The organism is Sporosarcina sp. E16_8, from assembly GCF_017347095.1.
Lineage (GTDB): Bacteria > Bacillota > Bacilli > Bacillales_A > Planococcaceae > Sporosarcina.
The window spans coordinates 96,847-119,372 of record NZ_JADPRZ010000005.1 but is presented as its reverse complement, the minus strand read 5'-3'; the positions used below and the strand labels follow the sequence as shown (position 1 = coordinate 119,372).

The window sequence follows — 22,526 nt, the reverse complement described above, 5'->3', positions numbered from 1 at the left end:
GCCTTAGGGTCGTTGTGAGGTTTTTCTCTTTTTTAAAAGGAGAAAAGTAAGGACTATAAAATCGGATTTTTTGATGTAGATGGAACAATCACTAGCGTTACTTAGAATTAAAAAATGGGGGAAACAGAGTAAGGAATACGCAAGATAAAGACGCTATTTCGTTCGATTTTCGAATGAAATAGCGTCTTTTAAATCTAGGCTCACTTACAGGATTTAAAACATAAGTTTTTCAGTGGCCTCCTTCGTGTACGTATCCATTTGGAGCGCGACAGTTGAATAACCACCATACATTTACAGAAAAAAGTCGCATCGCTACACATCCAGACATCACGGTAATCGTTTAAAAGTCATTCAATCCAAAGAATTCTAAAAGCAACTATACATCCAACGTCTAGGGTTAGTTTAATATAAAATGGACAACTTAAAACATTAGTTTTTGGCATGTCCTCTATATATTTAATCAAAAACGGACAAGTGCCGCCATCCCCAAACACATTGTGAATAGTATAGATAGAAAGGTATTTTTAGATTGCCGTGGCAATTTAAAAAAGACTAATACTTTTTGATAGGACACGTAAAGGAGGTGTCGAAAAATGGTAAAAATAGTAATTGATGCTGGGCACGGATTCAATACACCTGGTAAACGTTCTCCGGATGACGAGCGGGAGTGGTCGTTTAACAATAAAGTAGCCAAATACGCGATTGCTAAACTAAAGACATACAAAAACGTGGAAATTCTACGTGTGGATGATCCGACCGGTAAGACAGATGTTCCGCTTACTACACGCACAACTCTAGCGAACGAATGGCAAGCCGATGTATATGCTTCTATCCATCATAATACCCTAGCGGATAAATGGGGCAGTCATAGTGGTATTGAAACATATACAATGGACAACCCAACAGCGAACCCAAAGTCAATGGAAATTGCGGGCGCTATTCATCCTAGGATTGTAATGGCTATGGGGATAAGTGATCGTGGGATGAAGCGTGCCAACTTCCACGTTCTTCGGGAATCCGCTATGCCGGCATTCTTAAGCGAGGGAGGCTTTATGGATTCAACAGTTGACATACTAAAGTTACGGGATAATCACTATTTGCAAGCCCAAGGTGAGGCAATCGCAGAAGGATTGGCTATCTACTTTAAATTGCAGCTGCTAACAGCTAAGGGAAGCAGTCCGCTACTATCACCAAAGGAAGGGGCGAATAAATTGTATAAACCATCATCGCAATCAGTTATCAATTCGACAAGCGCCGTTTTAAAACGACTTGAAAAGATGGCAGAAGGCCCGTTACCCCCAACTTGGCATGACAAGCTATTGAAGGGAACGTTGACGGACTCGGATGCAATTGGGCTCTTGTATGTAGCGATTGAACGTGGCCTTTTGGTAGATGGGAAGTAAATGCTTGTCATTTATTCGTAAGTAGGTGAAATGAAAAAGATTAGCTGCAACTAGAACCATGGTGAAAACGAAACAAGCCATCTTTTCTTGATTGAGAAGATGGCTTGTTTTAATTATGACCTAATTACTGCGATGGGAAAAGTGTTTAGGATTCAAGATAGAATATTAATTGAATTAGTGAATGTACAAAGAACCGATTGAGTGGCTCTTTCTATAAATTCAAAGTAGTAGTCCGACAAAATCTTAAATAATGGAAAAGTAAATCTTGATACCTATTCCCTGTTAGTGTAATATTACACCAATAGGTGTCGTAAGTAACCTTGGGGAAGGAAGTAACATATGAATAAAGAGCAAATGATTGAACTTATTTCCAGTAAAATTAGACTTATTCGGTTAGAAAAAAATTATTCTCAAGAAAAAATGGCAGACATTATGGGCATATCCAAAAAAACACTTATCCAAATTGAAAAAGGAAGAACGTTATCGGGCTGGGCAAATGTAATTGCGGTCTGTGCGTTATTCAGAGATAGTGAAATTTTGCGGTCAGTTTTAGGGGATGAACCTTTAGAAATAATTGAAACTATTGCTCATAATGGTATAGATAGACCAAGAGATAAGTCAATGGGAGGAAGAGTTTGGTGGCAAGAAATTGATAATCAAGGGAGTTTTCGATTACAACAAAATGTAATTAGCCAACATTATCGAATTTTAGACGACAAAAATTATAGATGGTATAGCTCGTTTGAAGAGCAAGAAGCCTTAACTCGTTTACGTGAGTTATTCAAAGGAGAGTCACCTGACGATGGCGAAAAGTAAATTTGTTAGGGAGGGTCTTGTGAAAGTACTATGGTTGATTGTGTCTTTAATTCCGGCTCCGTTCCTTTTTCATTATTACGAATATGGACAGCATATGAAACACGAAGAAGCTTCTTTTCTACTCGCGGGCTCTATTTTGTACGTGGTAGTATCAGGTCTTTTATCAGGAGCAGTAAAACTGCGTTACATTTTTTGTGTGAATATAATAACTGGCGTATTATCAGTGTTTTTGGCTTCTAATTTTATTGTGGATGAGAGTGGCTGGTTTAAACCTGTTGGCCGAGATGGCGCGGTTATATTTGTTGCGTTAGTTTTTTTTACAGGTCAATTATTTGTGAGGATTTTTTCGAGAGGATTTTTCATGAGAAATAATGCTTAAGGCGGGAGGCGTCCTCAAGCGCCGAAGCGGAGTTGAAGGGGATATTTGTGTCCTATATGCTCCTAGAGATTGTTTAGTTTGTCCTTTGTTACCCAGAGTGTGGTGCCAGCTGCTGCCACAATTCGAAGGGAATCATAATTTCACCAAATTTAGTCGCTATTTAGTGAAATAATATGAAGGACAAGGTAATATGAAAGATAGAAAAACCGTTAACAACAAGCACTATTTTAGATAGAGTGAAAGGGGATTAATAATATGAATGCTTACGACGAATACATGAAGGGCATCGTGAAACCGATGCGTGAAGAACTTGCACAAAATGGATTTACGGAACTGACGACGGCTGAGGACGTTGAAGCAAGAATGAAGACACTCGAGGGGACAGCGCTTGTCGTTATCAACTCGGTTTGTGGATGTGCCGCAGGTCTTGCGCGTCCGGCAGTGAGAGAAGCATTAGAGGAAGCTGAACATACACCAAATCACTTGTTTACAGTATTTGCAGGACAAGATAAAGAAGCAACAGCTATGATGCGGGATTATTTCCCGGAAGTACCGCCTAGCTCACCTTCTATCGCACTTTGGAAAGACGGGGCACTCGCGTACTTTATTCCAAGAGAACAAATCGAGAATTTTGAGATGGGGCAAATTAAAGACCATCTATCGGAAGTACTCGATCAAGTTTGTAAATAATGAGTACAGTCATCACGACTGCTGGCAGGCCTGATGATCAATCGCTACAACTTGCGTTAGAAGCGTCTGAAATTCTAGGCTACCCGATTGTCGAACGTAAAAAACAAGCGGTTGCCCGAATACAAAACACGAACGGTTCTGATGTTATTGTGGCGGGGAAAAATCGCTATGATTTGTATCGTATTGGAATGGAAGAACCGTTTTTCTTTCATCCAAATTCTGCAGCATTCAGATTGAAACGGTTATTGCTAGGTGAAACGGACCCACTAATCGAGATAACTCAATTGAAAAAAGATGATTCGTTTCTGGATTGTACACTTGGGCTTGGTTCTGACAGTATCATCGCCTCTTTCATAACAGGTGAAAGCGGCAAAGTATTGGGCATAGAAGCTGATCCTGCAGTCGCGTTCATAACGGATCGGGGGCTTCGTTCGTTTCCATCTGAGTCGGAGCAACTTGTTCAGGCTATGACCCGGATCGAAGTCATCCAGTCCGAAGCGGTTGAGTTTTTGAGCCTCCAAGCTGATTCATCATGGGATATTGTCTATATCGATCCGATGTTTCATGCACCCATTTCGGAATCGACCAATTTTACACCATTGCGTCAAGCTGGCGTGCATAGTACGCTGACGGATGAATGGATAGAACAAGCCCAACGTGTATGTAAGCGACGTGTTGTGGTGAAAGATCGGTTTGATTCACCCGTATTCGAGCAATTTGATATGAAACGAAAAATCAGACCAAATACGAAGTTCCATTTCGCTTTTATCGAAAAATGAAAAACGCCGTCCTCCTCAAATTGAGGGCGACGGCGTTTATTGATATTAGTGGGTGAAATTCAATGAGCTAAGATACACGAGCAATGCCAGCATTCCGATACCGATAAACAGATTCACATCCATCAGTGATACCCTCCTTCAAAAAAACATACAATTATCTTCATTTTTATTGTACAATGAAAATAAGAAAGAAGAAACCTTTTCAATACTTTTTCGTCAAATAAACTACTTGTGAACAAAAATAATAACAATTGCGGGTGAAGTGTAGTGAAAAAATGGTTACAGAAAACGCTCATTGTTGCCGTAGCACTCTTGACATTCGGTGCCATTTCACCGAATCATGAAATTTGGACAAACTTACAAGACAAAGGTGTTTCCAAGCATGCAGTTGCTCCACCACAAAGTAATGATTATTCGATTGGGTTAGAAGACTCGTTAACCAATGATAGTTTAGAAGGCAGTTCGGACTCCCTAGAAGATTTATTTATCACGTCTGCGAAGAAGCTTTCGTACATGAAATTCGGTACGAAAGTTGGTCCGGTAATTGCTGATGAATTTGACAGCATTATTTTCCCGAAAATTGAGGAAGCCATTCAAATGACACTTGCAAGTTCCGGGGATCTACATAAGCGTCGTCTTGCTATCAGTGAAAAGCCTGCCGGGGACTATTCAGAGAAAATTTTCAATGTGTATGATCTTGAAGACAGAAAAGACCTTATCCGTTTCCATGTTCGTACTGAAAAAAGGCCAAAAGACGGCTACTATTACAATTTCCACTATCATATTGCCGCTGATGAATTTACAGCCCATCATTCAATTGGTGATATTTATTGGGCAAAAGACACACCTCCTAAGTGGTTATCGTGACCATGCCCGGGGTGTTTTTTTATTGATATTGGGTTCGAACTGACGAATTACAGATCAAACATACAGTGAACAAGGGAATCCTACCTCGATGAAATTGAGGTAGGATTCCCTTGTTCAAATTATCAACAGCCTATTTAACCTCTTTGTTGCCTCGGTGACGCAAGAAATAAATAAATTGTGCAATTAATGTGGCCGGTAAATTAAAGAGATTGCCTTGCAGATTAAGTTGTAACTGTTGTTGCTCAAAACTCATTTCTTCATAGGTCTCATTATGCGTCAAACCAGACTCTTTTAACTCTTTTTTTGTTACTGCAATATTGTTATATTGAATTGGAATCATAATAAGAAAGTAAATCACCAATACCGAACCGATGACCCAGAATTCCATCACTTCTTGTCCCTCCTTTTCGAATAATTAGTCGTTAGTAGTTTTACGAAAGAAACAGGAAAAGGTTTCGTTCTAAGTTATTATTTATTTCGAAATCGATTTTTTGCAGGAAACTCCCTGTCCTGCTATGATATAGAAGTAAATAGAGAGGGGTTTGATTATACATGAATATGAATTTTGATCTTTATATGAATGATATCCTTAAAACAGCACGTTCGGAGATGGAAGCTAGTGGATATGAGCAACTGACTACGCCTGAGCTCGTTGAGGATGCTTTTAAACGTTCAGGTACTACACTTGTTATGGTTAACTCAGTTTGTGGTTGTGCAGGCGGTATCGCACGCCCAGCGGCTGCACATGCAGTGCATTATGACAAACGACCGGATCACTTAGTAACTGTGTTCGCAGGTCAAGACAAAGAAGCAACTGCACAAGCACGTATGCTTTTCGGAGAAGATCATCTGCCTTCATCACCATCATTCGTACTATTGAAAGATGGCAAGATGGTAGCTGAAGTTGGTCGATATGAAATCGAAGGGCATGATCCAATGTCCGTTGTGACAAACCTACAAAGCCAGTTCGAGGAATATTGCGAAGAGCTGTAAAAAGAAAAACTATAAAGTGAAAAAACAGTCCGTACGTGCTAGATGCACATACGGACTGTTTTTTGTTTTTACATAATCATGCTAAGACCGAACATAACACTTGAAGCAAGCATTGCGCCAACCATTACTAAAACGATAACTTTTTGTACTTTAGGGTTGCTCATTAGTCAAAACTCCTTAAGCTTAATAGTTCTATTTTAACAGAATTTATGAATATCACAACATATAGTCGTTTTAATGAGGTAAAATGTACAATAGGGGGAGGGGAATTGGTATGCGAAAAGTAGACCACGTTGGAATTGCTGTGAAAAGTATCGATGTATCACTAGACTATTACATACATACGCTCGGGCTAACGCTTTTAGCAGTTGAAGAAGTCGCTAGTCAGAACGTGCGTGTCGCGTTCATTGACGCTGGCAATATTAAGCTTGAGCTATTGGAACCACTGGGGGAAGATGGACCAATTGCAAAATTTATCGAAAAACGTGGCGAAGGTGTTCATCATATCGCATTCGGCGTGACCGATATTCGTTCAAGGATGGCTGAACTGCGAGAAAAAGGTGTTCAATTACTGCAAGAAGAACCGAAACCGGGTGCTGGCGGAGCAGAAGTGGCGTTCCTCCATCCTAAATCATCATTCGGTGTTTTGTATGAGCTATGTGATAAAAGCGGCAAAGGGGACTGACAAAATGGATATCTATGATAAAATTAATGAATTGTATGATAGAAAAAGAGTAATCGAACTTGGTGGCGGAGACGAGCGAATTGCTAAACAGCATGAAAAAGGAAAATTGACAGCAAGAGAACGAATTGACCTACTGCTAGATCCGAACTCATTTGTTGAATTAAATCCGTTTGTTGTTCACCGTACTCGTGATTTTGGTATGGACAAGCAGGTAGGCCCCGGGGACGGTGTGGTGACAGGCTACGGAAAAATTAACGGCAGGCCGATTTATTTATTCTCACAAGATTTCACTGTTTTCGGAGGAGCGCTAGGGGAAATGCATGCAATGAAGATCGCCAATGTCATGGATCTCGCTGCTAAAAATGGCGCACCATTCATCGGATTGAATGATTCGGGCGGCGCACGGATTCAAGAAGGTGTCGTTTCACTTGACGGCTATGGTGAAATTTTCTATCGTAACGCTATCTACTCTGGTGTTATTCCGCAAATATCGGTCATTCTCGGGCCTTGTGCAGGCGGCGCAGTTTATTCGCCAGCCATTACAGACTTTGTATTTATGACGGATGAAACGAGCCAGATGTTCATCACAGGACCGAAAGTAATTGAGACGGTTACTGGAGAGAAGATATCGTCAGAAGATCTTGGCGGTTCGAAAGTACATAACTCGATTAGTGGGAATGCTCATTTCCGTGGTAAAGATGAGAAGACTGTTCTCGAAAATGTCCGGAAATTACTAGCTTATTTACCGCAAAATAATAACGAAAAACCGCCAGTTGCGGCTTATGATGAAGCAGATGATTACCGTACAAATTTAGCGGACGTCGTGCCATATGAAACAATTCGTCCATATGACATACGGAGGGTCATCGAACAAGTCGTCGACACGGACTCATTCATGGAGGTTCAAGCTGAATTTGCAAGAAATGCTGTCGTCGGATTGGCCCGTATGAAAGGGGAACCGGTCGGCCTTGTTTGTAACCAGCCGAAAGTTATGGCAGGCGGGCTAGATATTGATTCATCCGATAAAATTGCACGTTTCATCCGATTCTGCGACTCTTTCAATATTCCAATCATTACGTTTGAAGATGTGACTGGGTTCTTCCCAGGTATTAAACAAGAGCATGGTGGTATAATTCGCCACGGTGCAAAAATTTTGTATGCTTATTCGGAAGCAACTGTGCCAAAAATAACGGTTATCCTTCGAAAGGCATTTGGCGGTGCATATGTTGCACTGAACTCCAAATCAATCGGAGCGGATATTGTCTATGCTTGGCCAAATGCTGAAATTGCAGTTATGGGTGCGCAAGGCGCTGCAAATATCATCTTTGCCAGAGAAATTGCCAATAGCGATGATCCGGAAGCAATGCGTGCAGAAAAAATCGAGGAGTACCGAGAGAAATTCTCAAATCCTTACGTTGCGGCATCACACGGCATGGTCGATGACGTTATTGATCCGCGTGAAACACGTATTAAACTATTGCAAGCACTTGACATGATGCGCAACAAGCAAGAAACTAGACCGAAGAAGAAACACGGTAATATGCCGTTATAATTAAGGGGATGCTTTAAATGAATAAACAAAGACTGCTTGAAGAATTTTTTGAACTTGTACAAATTGATTCTGAAACGAAAAACGAGCGCGCGATTGCCGATGTTTTAACACTAAAAATGGAAGCACTCGGTTTTGACGTTGAGGAAGATGATTCTGACGATCGGACTGGCCATGGTGCAGGCAACTTAATTGCGACGCTAAAAGGGACTGCTGTGGGCATCGATCCGATTTATTTCACATGTCATATGGATACTGTCGTACCTGGTCAACGTATTAAACCTGAATTACGTGAAGATGGATATGTCTATTCTGACGGCACGACAATTCTTGGCGCAGATGATAAAGCGGGGATTGCGGCCCTCTTTGAAATGGCACGTACATTGAAAGAAAGCGGAAAGGCGCATGGCGATATTCAGTTCATTATTACAGCTGGCGAAGAAAGTGGCCTAGTCGGCGCGAAAGAGATGGATTCGACATTGATTACAGCGAAATATGGCTATGCAGTCGACAGTGACCAAAAAGTGGGCGGCATCGTAACTGCTGCACCATTCCAGGCGAAATTATGGACGACAATCCATGGCAAAACAGCACATGCTGGCGTTGCACCTGAAAAAGGAGTTTCTGCCATCAATATAGCAGCGAAATCGATTGCTGCAATGTCACTGGGTCGCATTGACTCAGAAACAACTGCTAATATCGGACGCTTTGAAGGTGGACAAGCAACGAATATTGTTTGTGATGAAGTGCGTATTTTAGCGGAAGCAAGATCTATCAATCAAGAAAAGCTGAATGAACAAACTGAACATATGATTCGTACATTTGAGCGGACTGCTGAACTAATGGGTGGAACAGCTGAAACAGAAGTTCAGCTTATGTATCCTGGATTTAGTTTCGAAGAAGACGCAGAAGTCGTGCAAACAGCGATGAAAGCTATCAAGAATATCGGACTGACGCCAGAGCTAATGACTAGCGGCGGTGGAAGTGACGGTAATGTATTCAACGGCGCAGGTATCCCGACAGTTACATTAGCTGTCGGTTACGAAGAAATTCACACGAAAAATGAACGGATGCCTGTTGAAGAGTTGAACAAGCTGACAGAACTCTTGCTTGAAATCGTACATGTAACAGCGAATAAGTAAAAGGCGGGGTATAGAATGAGTGATTTGAAAGCAGTTATTGTCCAGTGTGGTAACGAGGAATACGCGATTGCTGTTGATAATGTCGTGTCAATCGAGCGTCTCGAACAAGTAAACCCGATACCACATCTCCCCGACTATATGCTCGGACTAATGCGGATTCGAGGGGAACTTGTTCCAATTCTGGATTTTGAACAGATTCTTTATGGTAAAACTGCAAAAGGATATGAAGATGCACGTGTTGTGGTAGTCCAAACTGGCAGTTTATACATCGGACTTCTCGTTCTGGATGCGAAAGAAATTCTTGATATCCCTGAAAGTACTTTAACTTCATCGGGACTTATGGCATACTCAAGAACACCTTATTTCACGACAGTCGCTAATTTAGAAAACCGAATGATAACTGTTGTCGATCCGCTTATTTTATCCCAAACGCTTGCTGGGATGGATAAAATCGGCGAGTACGTGGAAGCACAACTAGCTCAAGAAAGTTAACTGTAAGCCGGGCAGCGTCATCTGTCCGGTTTTTGCATGTTATAATTAACTATATTGATCATATGAATAACTAAAATAACCTAAGTGAAGGCGTCTTTTGGCTTAGCAAATTCAATGGCATTTTTTTCAACATTAGAGAAATAAAATGAGGGAAGGGAATGTGTCGTGACAACGTTTAGTGAATCGCAAGCAAAGGTCATTCTACATCTTGATATGAATAGTTTTTTCGCATCCGTTGAACAAGCACATGACCCTTCTTTGAAAGGAATCCCAATGGCGGTTGCGGGTAATCCCAAAGCACGCAAAGGCATACTTGTGACGTGTTCATATGAAGCGAGAGCGCTTGGCATTTACACGACGATGACCGTCGGCGAAGCGAAACGGCTATGTCCGGGACTAGTAATTGTCCCGCCTGACTTCGAAAAGTATCGAATCGCGTCGTCTGCGGTTTTTGACTTGCTCCGAACCTATACAGACCTTGTAGAACCGGTGTCAATTGATGAGGCGTACATCGATATTACTGCGATTGGTGGATTAACCAATGCTGTCAATATTGCATCCTCTATGCAACAACGCCTATTACAGGAACTCGACCTACCTTGTTCAATTGGAATTGCGCCGAATAAGTTTCTCGCAAAGACTGCCTCAGATATGAAAAAGCCTATGGGTATAACGATTTTACGGAAGCGGGAAATTGAATCAATTTTGTGGCCGCTTCCAGTTATTGAAATGCACGGAATTGGGAAGAGTACAGAGAAAAAGATGAATGGGTTGGGCATTTACACAATCGGGGATTTGGCAAGATTAGATGAAATCACCATCAAATCGTCTTTTGGGAAACACGGCATCAGTCTACACCAACGTGCAAATGGTATTGACTACCGTCTTGTAGACCCTGAAGCTGCTGACGAACGAAAAAGTTTCGGCAGCTCAACGACATTACCAGTAGATGAAACTGATTTGGATGAATGCCTGAAGGTTTTCAAATGGCTGGCGTCTAAAGTAGCGAACCGTCTTGATAATAGACAATTAGCCGGTACAGTCGTTATGATTCAGATACGTACAGCCGACTGGCGTAATCATACGCGTAGCCGAACGGTCCTTAATCCGCTTTATAAAGAACAAGATATATACAAAGAAGCTGCAGATTTGTTTACAAGGCATTGGGATGGCGAACCAATTCGACTTCTTGGTATTACCGTTTCAAATGTGGTTATGATGGATGAATTACATGAACAGCTATCGATTTTTAATTTTGAAAAACATGTAAAAGAAGAGACAATGGATACTTTGCTTTTGCAGTTGGAACAAAAATTCGGTCCCGGAACAGTGAAGCGGGGCATGAAATGAAAGGTGGATATCCGTTATGGAACTACATTTTTTGGGGACAGGTGCGGGTATGCCGTCCAAAATGCGTAATACGTCAGCCGTCATCTTGAATTTGTCGGCTGAAGGAGAAGGTTACTGGCTGTTTGATTGTGGGGAAGCGACGCAACATCAGCTATTACATACAACGCTAAAACCACGGAAGATCGCCAAGATATTTATCACGCATCTGCATGGCGATCATATTTTCGGATTGCCTGGATTGATTGGCTCGCGATCATTCCTTGGTGGTGAGGAGCGACTTGACATATACGGGCCTTCCGGATTGGATGAATGGCTGAAGACAACGTTGCGCGTGACCAACACGCATTTAAACTATGAGCTAATTGTTCATGAAATCGGGGAAGGCGTTGTTTTTGAAGATGCCGATTACCGTGTAACCGCGAAAAGTTTACAGCATATTATCCCGTCTTTAGGATATCGGATTGAGCAAAAGCCACTCCCTGGAAAATTACTCATTGCAAAGGCGAAAGAAGCGGGTGTACCAAATGGTCCGCTACTGAAACAGTTGAAGAGCGGAGAAGATGTGGTATTAGAGGACGGGCGAGTTGTAGTCAGTTCGGACGTCACTGGGGAACCGCAAGAAGGATTTACGATTGCTATTCTAGGCGATACCAATTATTGTTCCGCTGCTGTTGAACTGGCGCAAGACGTGGATATTCTCGTTCACGAGGCTACGTTCGATATAGAGACGGGAAATCTGGCGAAAGAATATGGCCATTCAACAATCGGTGACGCAGCACGGGTAGCTCTAGAAGCAGGAGCGAAAACGCTAATTGCCAATCATATTAGTGCCCGTTTCATGCCCAGCGACGTGGCGCAATTGCAGAAACAAGGGGAAGCCATTTTCCCTGCACTTCATATCGCGGAAGACTTCTCACGGTTCGAATGGAAAAATGGCGAAGTTATTCGGTACTAAACATGTAGTCGGGGTGATAAGGGTCCTCTTCGACCGGTATAGCAGTGTTTTCGTCAAAATATGTAAGCAAAAACCCGACTTCTACCTATTGCAGGAAGAATCGGGTTTTGTGTAATTATCAAACATTATATAACAGGGACCACTTGTCCCTTTGTCATTTTTTCCAATTCATCAGGTGTTAATTGAAACACGGATTTGGGATGCCCAGCAGCAGCCCAGATTGTTTCATACTGGAAAAGATCTTCGTCAATTAAAGTTAGCACAGGGTTTTTATGCCCTAATGGAGGAACCCCGCCAATAACAAATCCTGTGGATTCGCGGACAAAATCAGCATCGGCTTTACCTAGTTTATCATTTAGTCTTTGAGCAATTAATTTCTCATCAATACGATTGCTTCCACTCGCAACAACCAATAGCGGTTGGTTTGTACTTTTTAGGTTAATTTGCGAGAATCCTCCCTAATTCATTGGGGAGATGAATCGCAAGGTCTCGAACTATATGTATTGAACTCTATCGTTAAGTAGTGTGAATAATGGGTTAAATGCGGTATGCTATGCGTATAAGAAAACAACACTTAGTTCACGCGAGAACCTGCGTATATAACGTCAATTATCACTTAGTATGGTCTGTGAAATATCGTCATCCTTTTTTAACGACAAAAATTGAAGAAAGGCTAAAAGAAGTCTGTCATGACTTCGCGAAAGATAAAGACTTTATTCTACACAAAATCGAAGTGGGAGAACAAGACCACGTCCATGTGTTTGTCTCAGGACATCCAAAAATTGCTCCTTGTTACATGGCGAAAATGTTAAAAGGGATTTCAGCTCGAAAGCTATTTGTGGAATATCCCGAATTGAAAAAAATGCTGGAAAGGCCGTTTATGGAATGGCAGCTATTATCTAGAGACCATTGGGTCTACTTCAGAAGAAAACATCAAAAAATATATCGATCGACAACAGAAAGGGGGTGGCTATTGATGATGATGACGATGACGGCCTATCAATTTAAGTTAGCTCCAACGCCAGAACAACGGGAACAGATTTACCATACGTTGAATCTGTGTCGCTGGTTGTATAACTCAGGGCTTGAGCAGCGTATGATTGCCTATGAAAAACAGGGGAAATGCCTGTCGTTTTACACACAAAAGAAAGAGCTTCCTGCACTTAAAAAAGTGTTGCCTGAATTTAAAGGCATTCATTCTCAAGTATTGCAAAATGTGCCAGAAAGACTTGATGGGGCCTATCAAAACTTTTTCAGACGTGTGAAAACAGGTGAGAAGGCTGGATTTCCTCGCTTCAAAGGACGAAATCACTACCACTCTTTTACGTATCCACAAAGCGGATTCAAGATCGAAGGAAACTTCTTAACGCTCTCCAAAATCGGGAAAATACAAATCAATCGCCATCGGGTCATGAAAGGGCAAGTGAAAACATGTCAAATTATTCATAAGAATGGACAGTTTCTCGTCAGCTTCTCCTGTGAAATTAATGCACGAAAACTTAAAAAGAAAAACCAGCGTGCTGTAGGCATCGACTTGGGTGTCAGACATCTCGCAATCACGTCGGACGGGAATTTTCACGATAACCCCAAACACCTACAGCAACTGGAGCACAAACTAAAGAAGAAGCAACGATTGGTATCCAAGAAAAAGCGTGGTTCGAATCGACGTAAGAAAGCAGTTCATCAACTAGCAAAGCTGCATGAACATATTGCGAATAAGCGAAAAGATACAGCACATCAAACAGCAAGGAATCTTGTAGACGCGTATGATCTACTTGTATTTGAAGACTTGGACATTCAAAAGATGGTGAAAAGTCATGATTATGCGAAAAGTATTGTCGACAGTGCATGGAGAAAACTCATTGACTACACGACTTACAAAGCTGCAAAAGCTGGTAAGCAAGTGTTGCTTGTCAATCCATATAACACAACTCAACAATGTTCAAACTGTCTAGAAATCGTAAGAAAAACAAAAGGAGAGCGAGTTCACCGTTGTCGGTGTGGCTATGTAGACGACCGCGATGTCAACGCAGCCAAAAACATCTTGAGACTCGTCTTGGAGCAGATTGCTTAATACCTAAGTATCATAAGGTGCGGAACGTGCCTTCGTGGAGAGTGCGGCAATGGCCGGCTCAATGAAACGGAAAACACATTATTTTGTGTATCTGCCTAACTAGATCCCCCTAATTACTTGGAGGTTTCTACTTTGTGCGGATGCTCGGTAATTTATTGCAAAGAGGTTCACTTTGAAGATAATTGATTTAGCAATCTGCGCGACCTTACATCCTAAGGCATCCGCCGCTTCTTGAGCAGTTCGGGCGCTGTCTGTCAATTGGACGACCTTGTTTAGATGTCCCAACTCTAGTAGTTTCTCCTGTACTTTCTGAACATTTGTCGTTAAGTTCTGCATTCATCCCAACCCTTTCAAGCATTTTCGTTTAATAGGCAATATTCTACAAGTTTATAGCCTTTTCCTTCATTTTTATTGGAATCATTAATAAAGAACGTTTATGCGCTAGGCTAAAAGTGTATAGTTAGAGTACTGTAATTAATGGAAAGAGTGATTGTCTCATCATGAAAATTATTAAACGCAAACGTTTCCGATACGTATTGTTTTTCTTATGCCTACCCATCCTTGCGTTTATTTTTCCGTCTTGGACTCCTCGAATTAGAGATGAAAGCAGAGCACTGCTTCCAAATAGTGTCTCTACGCTTGAACAAATTGAACTAGGCGGCATTAAACAGTCGGTCCTTATTCGCGGAAATGATCAGCGTAATCCTATTTTACTATTCCTTCATGGCGGACCAGGCTACTCTCAAATCGCTTATGCACGACAATATCAAAGGGATTTGGAAAAGGATTTCATCGTCGTCAATTGGGATCAACGGGGTTCTGGAAAGTCTTATCATTGGAATCTAACTGTTGAAGATTTACAAATCGACAATCTAGTTGAAGACACACTCGATCTAACAAAGTACCTGGAACATAAATTTAACCAACCCAAAATTTTTATAGTCGGACATTCTTGGGGGAGTATGTTAGCAACATTGACAGTTCAACAATTTCCTGAGCATTTCTATGCTTATATAGGTATAGGACAAGTTGCAGATGCTCCGTTCGGTGAACATTTGTCGTATCAATTTGTACTTGATGAAGCACGAAAACGAAATAATGCAGAAGCGGTGAAGGAACTTGAAAGTATTGGACCTCCCCCTTATAAGGATTATAGTAAAGTTACAAGGCTAGAGCAGAAGTGGATTACTGATTTTGGGGGCGCCGAACGCAAGAGTCATACGCAGAAAGAACTGCTTAAAGGGATATTATTTGCACCTGAATACACATGGGCGGATGGAATACGTATGGCATTCGGTAGCTGGTTGTCGAAAAATGCGATACTGCCGCAAATCCAGTATTCTAATTTTTTTAAAACTGTCCCCGCATTAAGCGTTCCTGTTTATCTTTGCATGGGAAGATATGATTATATTACGCCATCTGAAGATGCTTACAACTACTATAAAAAGTTGAGCGCGCCTGACAAACAGTTTATATGGTTCGAGGAATCTGCACACTTCCCACATTTCGAAGAGATGGATAAATTCCATACGCTAATGATTGCTATCAAAGAGAAGGCTCTAGTAGCATCTCACTAAAAAAAGCAGTAGCACTACTCCCAATAGGGAGTAGTGCTACTGCTTTTTTTGTTGTCTAGGTAATTATAAAATCTCATACTGTGGATAAGTAGTAACGTAGAGATTTTCCGTCTAGACTCCAGCGCATAGCCCCACGAGTTGCTTCTGTCGGGGCTGAACAGGCGCTTGCGCTTTTGTTCTTTAAAACATCCAGCCTCGCTCATACTGTTTCGGTGACTGAATCTCAACACGAAGGTCTTTTGCCGCTGTATAGGCCCAGTACGGGTCACGCAATAGTTCGCGAGCCAGCAAAATCATATCGGCACGGCCATTTTTCAAGACTTCTTCTGCTTGGATACCAGAAGTGATCAAGCCAACGGCACCTGTTGCTATATCGGCGCCTTCTTTGATTGTTTCCGAAAACTTCACTTGATAGCCAGGGAATGCATCAATTGCAGCTGGAACGACCGCTCCAGAACTAACATCAATTAGATCGATGCCTTGCTCTTTCATCCACTTCGCCATTTTGACGTATGCAATGGACGTCATGCCTCCGTCAGTGTAATCATGCGCGGATATTCGGACGAAAAGGGGACCTTCCCAAACGGTACGTACTGCGTCGATAATTTCACGTAACATGCGATAGCGGTTTTCTGCAGTGCCACCGTAATTATCCGTCCGTTTATTAGATAAAGGCGATAAGAATTCATTGATAAGATAGCCATGTGCACCATGGAGTTCGATGACGTCGAACCCAGCTTTCTTCGCTCGAATTGCACCTTCTTTGAATGCTTGGACAGTCGTTTTTATATCGTCTATAGTCATTTCAAAAGGTGATTTATACTTGTCATTAAATGCAATTGCTGAAGGTGCATAGATATCGCCGTCAACTGTCGCTTTTCGTCCGGCATGTGCGAGCTGGATACCCGCTTTCGCACCATGCTGCTGCATGAGACGGACCACTTCTGTTAATCCTGCAACATGATCATCGCTCCAGATGCCAAGATCTTGTGCAGAAATACGTCCCGCAGGTTGTACAGCTGTCGCTTCAACAATAATCAGGCCAACTTGACCGACTGCACGCGTGGCGTAATGAGTCTTATGCCAATCCTCAATCATTCCGTCTTCGTTATGGCTCGAATACATACACATCGGCGACATAACGATACGGTTTTTAAATTCAACATCGCGTATTGTAAATGGTTCAAATAACATTGCCATTTTCTTAACCCCCTTAATGTTTAACACGATTAGTATAACAAAGGCGCGAGTATAAGGCAGGGGTCCCGACTTGAAAAAGATACCTGGCATCAACACAGTTTTGAATTGTATTGGTAGCACTCTACTTATATTTGAATGGTTTTGGTAAAATAGAAAAGCAATCGATGTATCAATTTCATCTTAATTTTAAGAATCAGACTGACACCTTAGAGGAATTCAAGTATGGAAAATGTGGCGGTCAAGAATAGTGAATTGTTTGTCTTTTGAACAAATACAGGCACACTTCATTATTTTTTCAAAAGTAATGAATGTAGGATATAATTACAAATAGGAATAGGTAGAATATGAATTAGAAGAGGGAGTTTTTTAAATGACGCTTAAACAACAACTAAAAGATTCAATGAAAGTAGCCATGAAAGCGAAAAATAAAGAAGAATTAACAAGTATTCGTTTGGTTTTAAGTACGATTCAAAAAAAAGAAATTGATAAAAATGATGGTATAGACCTTAGCGATGCGGAAGTTATGCAAATCGTCCAAACGGAAATTAAGCAAACTCAGGAGTCTCTGATGTACGCGAAACAGTCTAATAAGGATGAGATGATAACTAATCTTGAAAATCGCATTCAGTATCTTACATTATATCTACCTAAGCAACTTAGCGAAGATGAAGTCCAAACAATTATTAAGAGTATCATCGAATCGAATGGTTTTTCCGGTAAGCAAGATATGGGCAAGGTGATGGGACTTGCAATGTCTGAACTAAAAGGCAAAGCTGAAGGCGGTTTGATCAGCAAAGTTGTGAAAATGTTGTTGTAGTATAAAAAATCAATAATTAATCGCTACAAGACGGGTATAGAAGAACAAATAATAATAAGGACTTAAATATATTAGACGTTTTGAATGAAATCATCCCATGTAGTATATCGCTGACGTTGCGCTACACTTGAACAACGAGATACGTTTGTTTAGCAGTTGCATTTGCACACACAATTCTCTATAATCAATTTTAACCTTATACTAAACGGCGATGACGAGGAAAAGTAATGAGACGATGTTATATAGAGAGCTTCTGTTGGTGGAAATGAAGCAAACTAGTCTGATGAACATGATCTCCGAGCTTTGCACTGAAAATCTGCGGATGAGTAGGCTGCAACAAGATTTGGCACTTGTTACAAATGTCAGAGTATACTAGCATAACTGTAGCTACGTACTTACTAAGACAAGTGGTGTGAGCCATTTGTGAACTAAGGTGGTACCACGAGTGAAATATCAACCTCGTCCTTATCGGAAACGATAAGTGGCGGGGTTTTTTGTATGCCTTAAAAAGGAGGAATTCGATTGAGTATTTTTATTGGTGGTGCGTGGCCGTATGCCAATGGGTCATTGCATTTAGGTCATATCGCAGCGTTGTTGCCGGGTGATATTTTAGCGAGGTATTATCGACTAAAAGGGGAATCCGTCTTGTATGTGTCAGGTAGCGATTGTAATGGTACACCGATTTCGATTAGGGCTAGTCAAGAAGGGGTAGCGATTCAAGATATCGCAGATCGCTATCATCAAGAATTTATAGAAAGCTTTGCGAAACTTGGATTTAGTTATGATTTGTATTCCCGAACCGATAGTCAACAACATCATGAAGTCGTCCAGCGGATTTTCTTGCAGCTGCTTGAGAATGGATACATTTATAAAAAAGAAATTGAACAAACCTATTGTGAGTTCGACCAACAATTTTTACCGGATCGGTATGTGGAGGGGGTTTGTCCGAACTGTGGGCATCCATCTCGTGGGGATCAATGTGATAATTGTTCAACCATCCTTGATCCGCTAGATTTAATTGACCGGAAGTGTAAAATTTGTGGCAATGAACCAACCACAAAGGCAACAGAACACTTCTATTTCTCATTAAGTTCATTTCAACAAGAGCTAGAAGAGCAAGTTAAGAAGGTTCGAGCAAACAAAGCGTGGAGAGAAAATGCCATCCATTTATCAAAGAGGTATTTGACAGAAGGTTTACATGATCGCGCAGTGTCCAGAGATTTACCAAATGGAGTAAGTGTCCCAGTGCAAGGTTATGAGGATAAAAAGGTGTACGTTTGGATTGAAGCAGTTTCAGGTTATTATTCGGCCAGTCAACAATGGGCGAATGATACCAATCAAAGTGATGACGCTTTTTGGAATGAAGAGACCGTATCTTATTATGTACATGGAAAAGACAATATTCCCTTCCACACGATTATTTGGCCAGCTATTTTATCAGGTATTCAAAAGGATGCTTTTCCGACACATATTGTGTCGAACGAGTACTTAACATTAGAAAAGCAGAAACTATCAACGAGCAAAAACTGGGCTGTGTGGGTTCCCGACATTTTGGAAAGCTATAATCCTGACTCGATTCGATATTTTCTAACTGCAAATGCACCTGAAAATAGAGACGCTGATTTTTCGTGGCGAGAATTCATTTTCTGTCATAATACTGAGCTCCTTGGTGCTTACGGCAACCTCGTAAATAGGACGTTGAAGTTTATAGATAAGTCATTTGAAGGTGCTATTTCTGGAAACATAGATGTCGATATAGTAGAAATGATTCAATCTAGATACGGTGAAATTGGTCACTTGATTGAACAAGGTCATTTTAAACAAGCGATTGAAACGATTTTTGAAACCATTCGTTTCGGAAATAAATACTTTGATACAAAACAACCTTGGAAAGAAATCTATAATAACAGGGAAGAGTGCGAGAACATCTTGCTTACATGTGTGCATATTATTGCGAATTGTGCTCAATTATTATCGCCGTTCCTACCTTTTTCGAGTGATAAAGTGAAAGAAATGTTACATTTAGCTCCATTTACGTGGGTGCCCATAGAAGAATTAGCTTACCATACCTTTAAAGTAAACCCTTTATTTGAACGAATCGATTTAAATCAGATTGAGGTTGAATTAGAGAAGCTAAAATTGAATGCGATATAAGCAAATGACCGAGAGAACGACAATAACTAAACCGCTATCCAACGTTGTAAGCTTCTAACATGGAGGCCTACTCCCTAGGAAGCATTGATAGGGGAAATAAAATGGTGGATAATATGGCTAAGTGTTTCGTCAGAAAGTCTAAAATACTAAACTATTTCACAAAAAAATGGACTAGATTCCCTCAATAAGCAATTACCTCCATATTAAACGATTCCTAAATGCGCAATATTATGATAATATTTATATATCTATGAAAGGTGGAATTTATGATGAAAAAAACTACTTTTGTCTATTGTCGCAATGTCTTAGGGAAAACGATCGGCGGCTAATCGGGGATATCAAATTGTTTAAAAGGTCTACTCGATTGCTCGTTCGAATTAGAGGGGGAGCATTTATGCTTAATGAGCAAGGGTTTAATTTATGGGCGAATGACTATGATCAAACAGTACAGTTAAGTGAAGACAATAATTTGTATCCGTTTGCTGGATACAAAAATGTATTGAATACTATTTTTAAGGAAATCATGCAGAACAAGCAATCAAACGTTTTAGATATTGGGTTTGGCACAGCGGTTTTAACGAGTCAACTCTATGAAAACGGGCATCGTATAGATGGTTTAGATTTTTCTACGAGGATGATTGCTATAGCCCAATCTAAAATGCCATTGGCGAATTTAATGGAGTGGGATATTTCAAAGGGCTTACCTGATTCTTTTAAAGATAATAAGTATGACGCTATTGTAAGCACATATGCGTTGCATCATTTGGCGGATGAAGAGAAAGTAACATTTATTAAGAGTTTGCTTCCTCTGCTTACAGTGAATGGAAAAATATTCATTGGGGATATTGCATTCCGTACACGCTGGGAACTTGAAGTTTGTCGAAATGCTAGCATTGACTATTGGGATGAGGATGAGTTTTATTTTGTCTCCAATGAAATCAATGCATCGTTAAAAAACGTCTATACATGTAAATTTCATCCTGTATCGCATTGCGGCGGCGTATTTATGCTAACGAGGTAAATGCAAATTTTATTGTTGAAAAGAGAAAATGAGTTGTTTGGACAGCTCTTTTTTTTCTGTAATTAGTGGAGGCAGTTATAAACTTTGAGCCCATGTAATGGGGAGTGCTATTAGATAGGGGTTATTTTCGCTGAGAGGGCTAGGTAAAGTTGAAAACTATAACAATGTCAAAAGTAAGTTTATCAAAATCAACGATCATGGGTGCGGGCTTTTTGCTACTTTCAGCCTTACTTACGTCCATTAGCCAAGTATATTACGCCAATCAAGTTCAAGGGGTGCACCCCTTTTTATTTACAGGTGTTAGTTTTTTTATTACAGCATTAATTTTCAATGTGATTGCATTGAAACAACCAAAGCGATTGACTGTTGCAGCACGATCATTTGGCTATGATTTAGTAAAATTGAATGGTAGTTCTGTTTTGGCGTTTATGGGCTTTTATTATGCATTGAAATTTATCGAACCTGCAATCGTCAGCTCACTTGAGATGGGAGTCGGCCCCTTTTTTGCGATTATTGTAACTGCAATGATTGCGAAGAGCAAGATACGCGCGACGCGGGCACAGTGGTTGATTACAGTGGGTACGTTTGCAGCTAGTTTATTGTTAGTGATGACAGCATTATTTGGGCTATCTGGCGTTAAAGTGACAAGCAGTACTGACTTCGTATACGGTATTATTGCCTCCGTGTTATGTGGATTAGGTGCCGTATTATGTACGATTTATTCAAAAAGATTAAGCAATGCAGGATGGACTAGCTCCTTGATTTTAGCACATCGATTTTACGCTATTATTGCCATTTCATTTTTGATGACGTATGATAATTTGCTAACTTATTTAATGGGAAATATAGATTGGATCGTACTTATAACCATTTTCGGTGTAGCCGTTCCAACGTTTTTGTTGCAAAAAGGGATTCAATATTGTGAGCCGTTTTTTGTCATGATGACCATTTGTTTTATACCTGCTTTCACATTCTTTTTCCAACTTTTCGATCCACGTATTGTGTGTTCTACCCCTACATTGATTGGGGTATTAATGCTATTTATATTAGGAATTATAAGTGTTTTTTCGGAAAACCAACCGCAGTAATATTCGATGGTTAATTCCGGTCTTTTTGCACCATAAAATAAGAGGGGGTTGCACTACATGATCATTCAAAAGGCAACAGTAAATGAGCTTGATTGTTTAACCGATCTCTTTGATTTATACAGATCGTTCTATGGGCAAGAGTCTAATCTTGAAGATGCAAGGGAGTTTTTAAAGGAGCGGTTAGTTAACGAGGAGTCAGTCATTTTTATAGCCTTTGATGAAAAAAACCCTATTGGTTTTGTACAGTTATATCCATCATTTTCATCAGTAAGCATGAAGCGATCATGGGTGTTGAACGATTTATATGTGAAAGTATATGCTAGAAAAAAAGGATTTGCTGAGATGTTAATCCAAAAGGCAATTGATTATGCTGAGGAAACTAGTGCAAAAGGAGTATTACTTGAAACAGCTAAGGAAAACGTGGCAGCACAGAATCTTTATGAAAAAGTTGGTTTTGTAAGAGAGTCAACTTACTTTTACTACTTTTCAATATGA

25 protein-coding genes, 1 pseudogene and 1 other annotated feature are annotated in these 22,526 nt (G+C 40.6%); of the genes and pseudogenes, 21 read left to right on the top strand and 5 right to left on the bottom strand.

Going from position 1 to position 22,526, the window contains the following annotated elements:
- Positions 1-593 precede the first annotated feature (593 nt).
- From I2484_RS06475 to I2484_RS06450, 6 genes are all read left to right on the top strand, one after another.
- Positions 594-1,403 carry an N-acetylmuramoyl-L-alanine amidase family protein gene (locus I2484_RS06475; protein ID WP_207150217.1) on the top strand — a complete coding sequence of 270 codons (810 nt, stop codon included), beginning with the start codon at positions 594-596 and terminating at the stop codon, positions 1,401-1,403.
- A gap of 339 nt (positions 1,404-1,742) precedes the next feature.
- Positions 1,743-2,219 carry a helix-turn-helix transcriptional regulator gene (locus I2484_RS06470; protein WP_207150216.1) on the top strand — a complete coding sequence of 159 codons (477 nt, stop codon included), beginning with the start codon at positions 1,743-1,745 and terminating at the stop codon, positions 2,217-2,219.
- On the top strand, positions 2,206-2,598 hold the full coding sequence (locus I2484_RS06465; RefSeq protein ID WP_207150215.1) for a hypothetical protein: 393 nt from the start codon (positions 2,206-2,208) through the stop codon (positions 2,596-2,598). Before I2484_RS06470 ends, I2484_RS06465 begins: the two co-directional genes overlap by 14 nt.
- 255 nt (positions 2,599-2,853) lie before the next feature.
- Entirely contained in the window at positions 2,854-3,288 is a 435-nt protein-coding gene (locus tag I2484_RS06460) for a BrxA/BrxB family bacilliredoxin (protein WP_207150214.1), read from the top strand.
- Positions 3,288-4,067: a class I SAM-dependent methyltransferase gene (locus I2484_RS06455; RefSeq protein ID WP_207150213.1), complete on the top strand. Its 780-nt coding sequence runs from the start codon at positions 3,288-3,290 to the stop codon at positions 4,065-4,067. Before I2484_RS06460 ends, I2484_RS06455 begins: the two co-directional genes overlap by 1 nt.
- 267 nt (positions 4,068-4,334) lie before the next feature.
- On the top strand, positions 4,335-4,934 hold the full coding sequence (locus tag I2484_RS06450) for a YpjP family protein (RefSeq protein ID WP_207150212.1): 600 nt from the start codon (positions 4,335-4,337) through the stop codon (positions 4,932-4,934).
- 130 nt (positions 4,935-5,064) lie between these two features.
- Here the strand turns inward: I2484_RS06450 and I2484_RS06445 are convergent, their stop codons facing one another.
- Positions 5,065-5,322, bottom strand: a complete 258-nt coding sequence (locus I2484_RS06445) for a DUF3949 domain-containing protein (protein WP_207150284.1) — start codon at positions 5,320-5,322, stop codon at positions 5,065-5,067.
- Between the two features lie 164 nt (positions 5,323-5,486).
- On the opposite strand from I2484_RS06445, the gene I2484_RS06440 reads away from it, so the two are divergent.
- Positions 5,487-5,927, top strand: a complete 441-nt coding sequence (locus I2484_RS06440; protein WP_207150211.1) for a BrxA/BrxB family bacilliredoxin — start codon at positions 5,487-5,489, stop codon at positions 5,925-5,927.
- 68 nt (positions 5,928-5,995) lie between these two features.
- Here I2484_RS06440 and prli42 read toward each other — a convergent pair whose 3' ends face one another.
- Positions 5,996-6,091, bottom strand: coding sequence for a stressosome-associated protein Prli42 (gene prli42 / locus I2484_RS06435; RefSeq protein WP_207150210.1), 96 nt, complete (start codon positions 6,089-6,091; stop codon positions 5,996-5,998).
- A 110-nt stretch (positions 6,092-6,201) separates the two neighbouring features.
- Between prli42 and mce the strand changes: the two genes are divergently transcribed.
- The 6 genes from mce to rnz all read left to right on the top strand — a co-directional run bounded on the left by mce (position 6,202) and on the right by rnz (position 12,100).
- The gene (gene mce / locus I2484_RS06430; protein WP_207150209.1) at positions 6,202-6,612 is read left to right on the top strand and encodes a methylmalonyl-CoA epimerase; all 411 of its coding nucleotides are present in this window, start codon (positions 6,202-6,204) and stop codon (positions 6,610-6,612) included.
- Positions 6,613-6,616: 4 nt separating this feature from the next.
- Positions 6,617-8,164 (top strand): acyl-CoA carboxylase subunit beta, encoded by a 1,548-nt coding sequence (locus I2484_RS06425; protein WP_207150208.1) that lies wholly within the window; start codon positions 6,617-6,619, stop codon positions 8,162-8,164.
- 17 nt (positions 8,165-8,181) lie between these two features.
- On the top strand, positions 8,182-9,303 hold the full coding sequence (locus I2484_RS06420) for a M20/M25/M40 family metallo-hydrolase (RefSeq protein ID WP_207150207.1): 1,122 nt from the start codon (positions 8,182-8,184) through the stop codon (positions 9,301-9,303).
- Between the two features lie 15 nt (positions 9,304-9,318).
- A complete protein-coding gene (locus I2484_RS06415; RefSeq protein WP_207150206.1) occupies positions 9,319-9,795 on the top strand; it encodes a chemotaxis protein CheW in 477 nt (158 codons plus the stop codon).
- A gap of 165 nt (positions 9,796-9,960) precedes the next feature.
- Positions 9,961-11,145 carry a DNA polymerase IV gene (locus I2484_RS06410; RefSeq protein WP_346014161.1) on the top strand — a complete coding sequence of 395 codons (1,185 nt, stop codon included), beginning with the start codon at positions 9,961-9,963 and terminating at the stop codon, positions 11,143-11,145.
- A gap of 16 nt (positions 11,146-11,161) precedes the next feature.
- Entirely contained in the window at positions 11,162-12,100 is a 939-nt protein-coding gene (rnz, locus tag I2484_RS06405; RefSeq protein WP_207150205.1) for a ribonuclease Z, read from the top strand.
- 125 nt (positions 12,101-12,225) lie between these two features.
- On the opposite strand, the gene I2484_RS06400 is transcribed toward rnz, so the two are convergent.
- On the bottom strand, positions 12,226-12,543 hold the full coding sequence (locus tag I2484_RS06400) for a YbaK/EbsC family protein (RefSeq protein WP_207150282.1): 318 nt from the start codon (positions 12,541-12,543) through the stop codon (positions 12,226-12,228).
- 110 nt (positions 12,544-12,653) lie between these two features.
- Between I2484_RS06400 and tnpA the strand changes: the two are divergent.
- Positions 12,654-13,077: pseudogene (gene tnpA, locus I2484_RS06395) on the top strand (IS200/IS605 family transposase).
- Positions 12,963-14,174 carry an RNA-guided endonuclease InsQ/TnpB family protein gene (locus I2484_RS06390; RefSeq protein WP_346014160.1) on the top strand — a complete coding sequence of 404 codons (1,212 nt, stop codon included), beginning with the start codon at positions 12,963-12,965 and terminating at the stop codon, positions 14,172-14,174. Before tnpA ends, I2484_RS06390 begins: the two are co-directional and overlap by 115 nt.
- A 99-nt stretch (positions 14,175-14,273) precedes the next feature.
- Here the strand turns inward: I2484_RS06390 and I2484_RS06385 are convergent, their stop codons facing one another.
- The gene (locus tag I2484_RS06385; protein ID WP_207150203.1) at positions 14,274-14,510 is read right to left on the bottom strand and encodes a YbaK/EbsC family protein; all 237 of its coding nucleotides are present in this window, start codon (positions 14,508-14,510) and stop codon (positions 14,274-14,276) included.
- Positions 14,511-14,674: 164 nt separating this feature from the next.
- On the opposite strand from I2484_RS06385, the gene I2484_RS06380 reads away from it, so the two are divergent.
- Entirely contained in the window at positions 14,675-15,751 is a 1,077-nt protein-coding gene (locus I2484_RS06380; RefSeq protein ID WP_207150202.1) for an alpha/beta fold hydrolase, read from the top strand.
- 180 nt (positions 15,752-15,931) lie between these two features.
- Here I2484_RS06380 and namA read toward each other — a convergent pair whose 3' ends face one another.
- On the bottom strand, positions 15,932-16,951 hold the full coding sequence (gene namA, locus I2484_RS06375) for an NADPH dehydrogenase NamA (RefSeq protein WP_207150201.1): 1,020 nt from the start codon (positions 16,949-16,951) through the stop codon (positions 15,932-15,934).
- A 370-nt stretch (positions 16,952-17,321) separates the two neighbouring features.
- On the opposite strand from namA, the gene I2484_RS06370 reads away from it, so the two are divergent.
- From I2484_RS06370 to I2484_RS06350, 5 genes are all read left to right on the top strand, one after another.
- Positions 17,322-17,768 (top strand): GatB/YqeY domain-containing protein, encoded by a 447-nt coding sequence (locus I2484_RS06370; RefSeq protein WP_207150200.1) that lies wholly within the window; start codon positions 17,322-17,324, stop codon positions 17,766-17,768.
- Between the two features lie 202 nt (positions 17,769-17,970).
- Positions 17,971-18,238 (top strand) — a binding site (T-box leader).
- A gap of 52 nt (positions 18,239-18,290) precedes the next feature.
- On the top strand, positions 18,291-19,922 hold the full coding sequence (metG, locus tag I2484_RS06365; protein WP_207150199.1) for a methionine--tRNA ligase: 1,632 nt from the start codon (positions 18,291-18,293) through the stop codon (positions 19,920-19,922).
- A gap of 394 nt (positions 19,923-20,316) precedes the next feature.
- Positions 20,317-20,943: a class I SAM-dependent methyltransferase gene (locus I2484_RS06360; RefSeq protein ID WP_207150198.1), complete on the top strand. Its 627-nt coding sequence runs from the start codon at positions 20,317-20,319 to the stop codon at positions 20,941-20,943.
- A 149-nt stretch (positions 20,944-21,092) separates the two neighbouring features.
- Positions 21,093-22,031: a DMT family transporter gene (locus tag I2484_RS06355; RefSeq protein WP_207150197.1), complete on the top strand. Its 939-nt coding sequence runs from the start codon at positions 21,093-21,095 to the stop codon at positions 22,029-22,031.
- Positions 22,032-22,088: 57 nt separating this feature from the next.
- The gene (locus tag I2484_RS06350; RefSeq protein ID WP_207150196.1) at positions 22,089-22,526 is read left to right on the top strand and encodes a GNAT family N-acetyltransferase; all 438 of its coding nucleotides are present in this window, start codon (positions 22,089-22,091) and stop codon (positions 22,524-22,526) included.

Bases quoted from the DNA above. Each gene is read 5' to 3' on its own strand.
- I2484_RS06475 (WP_207150217.1), top strand. From the start codon at position 594: ATGGTAAAAATAGTAATTGATGCTGGGCACGGATTCAATACACCTGGT.
- I2484_RS06470 (WP_207150216.1), top strand. From the start codon at position 1,743: ATGAATAAAGAGCAAATGATTGAACTTATTTCCAGTAAAATTAGACTT.
- I2484_RS06465 (WP_207150215.1), top strand. From the start codon at position 2,206: ATGGCGAAAAGTAAATTTGTTAGGGAGGGTCTTGTGAAAGTACTATGG.
- I2484_RS06460 (WP_207150214.1), top strand. From the start codon at position 2,854: ATGAATGCTTACGACGAATACATGAAGGGCATCGTGAAACCGATGCGT.
- I2484_RS06455 (WP_207150213.1), top strand. From the start codon at position 3,288: ATGAGTACAGTCATCACGACTGCTGGCAGGCCTGATGATCAATCGCTA.
- I2484_RS06445 (WP_207150284.1), bottom strand. From the start codon at position 5,322: ATGGAATTCTGGGTCATCGGTTCGGTATTGGTGATTTACTTTCTTATT.
- I2484_RS06440 (WP_207150211.1), top strand. From the start codon at position 5,487: ATGAATATGAATTTTGATCTTTATATGAATGATATCCTTAAAACAGCA.
- prli42 (WP_207150210.1), bottom strand. From the start codon at position 6,091: ATGAGCAACCCTAAAGTACAAAAAGTTATCGTTTTAGTAATGGTTGGC.
- mce (WP_207150209.1), top strand. From the start codon at position 6,202: ATGCGAAAAGTAGACCACGTTGGAATTGCTGTGAAAAGTATCGATGTA.
- I2484_RS06425 (WP_207150208.1), top strand. From the start codon at position 6,617: ATGGATATCTATGATAAAATTAATGAATTGTATGATAGAAAAAGAGTA.
- I2484_RS06420 (WP_207150207.1), top strand. From the start codon at position 8,182: ATGAATAAACAAAGACTGCTTGAAGAATTTTTTGAACTTGTACAAATT.
- I2484_RS06415 (WP_207150206.1), top strand. From the start codon at position 9,319: ATGAGTGATTTGAAAGCAGTTATTGTCCAGTGTGGTAACGAGGAATAC.
- rnz (WP_207150205.1), top strand. From the start codon at position 11,162: ATGGAACTACATTTTTTGGGGACAGGTGCGGGTATGCCGTCCAAAATG.
- I2484_RS06390 (WP_346014160.1), top strand. From the start codon at position 12,963: ATGCTGGAAAGGCCGTTTATGGAATGGCAGCTATTATCTAGAGACCAT.
- I2484_RS06385 (WP_207150203.1), bottom strand. From the start codon at position 14,510: ATGCAGAACTTAACGACAAATGTTCAGAAAGTACAGGAGAAACTACTA.
- I2484_RS06380 (WP_207150202.1), top strand. From the start codon at position 14,675: ATGAAAATTATTAAACGCAAACGTTTCCGATACGTATTGTTTTTCTTA.
- namA (WP_207150201.1), bottom strand. From the start codon at position 16,951: ATGGCAATGTTATTTGAACCATTTACAATACGCGATGTTGAATTTAAA.
- I2484_RS06370 (WP_207150200.1), top strand. From the start codon at position 17,322: ATGACGCTTAAACAACAACTAAAAGATTCAATGAAAGTAGCCATGAAA.
- I2484_RS06360 (WP_207150198.1), top strand. From the start codon at position 20,317: ATGCTTAATGAGCAAGGGTTTAATTTATGGGCGAATGACTATGATCAA.
- I2484_RS06350 (WP_207150196.1), top strand. From the start codon at position 22,089: ATGATCATTCAAAAGGCAACAGTAAATGAGCTTGATTGTTTAACCGAT.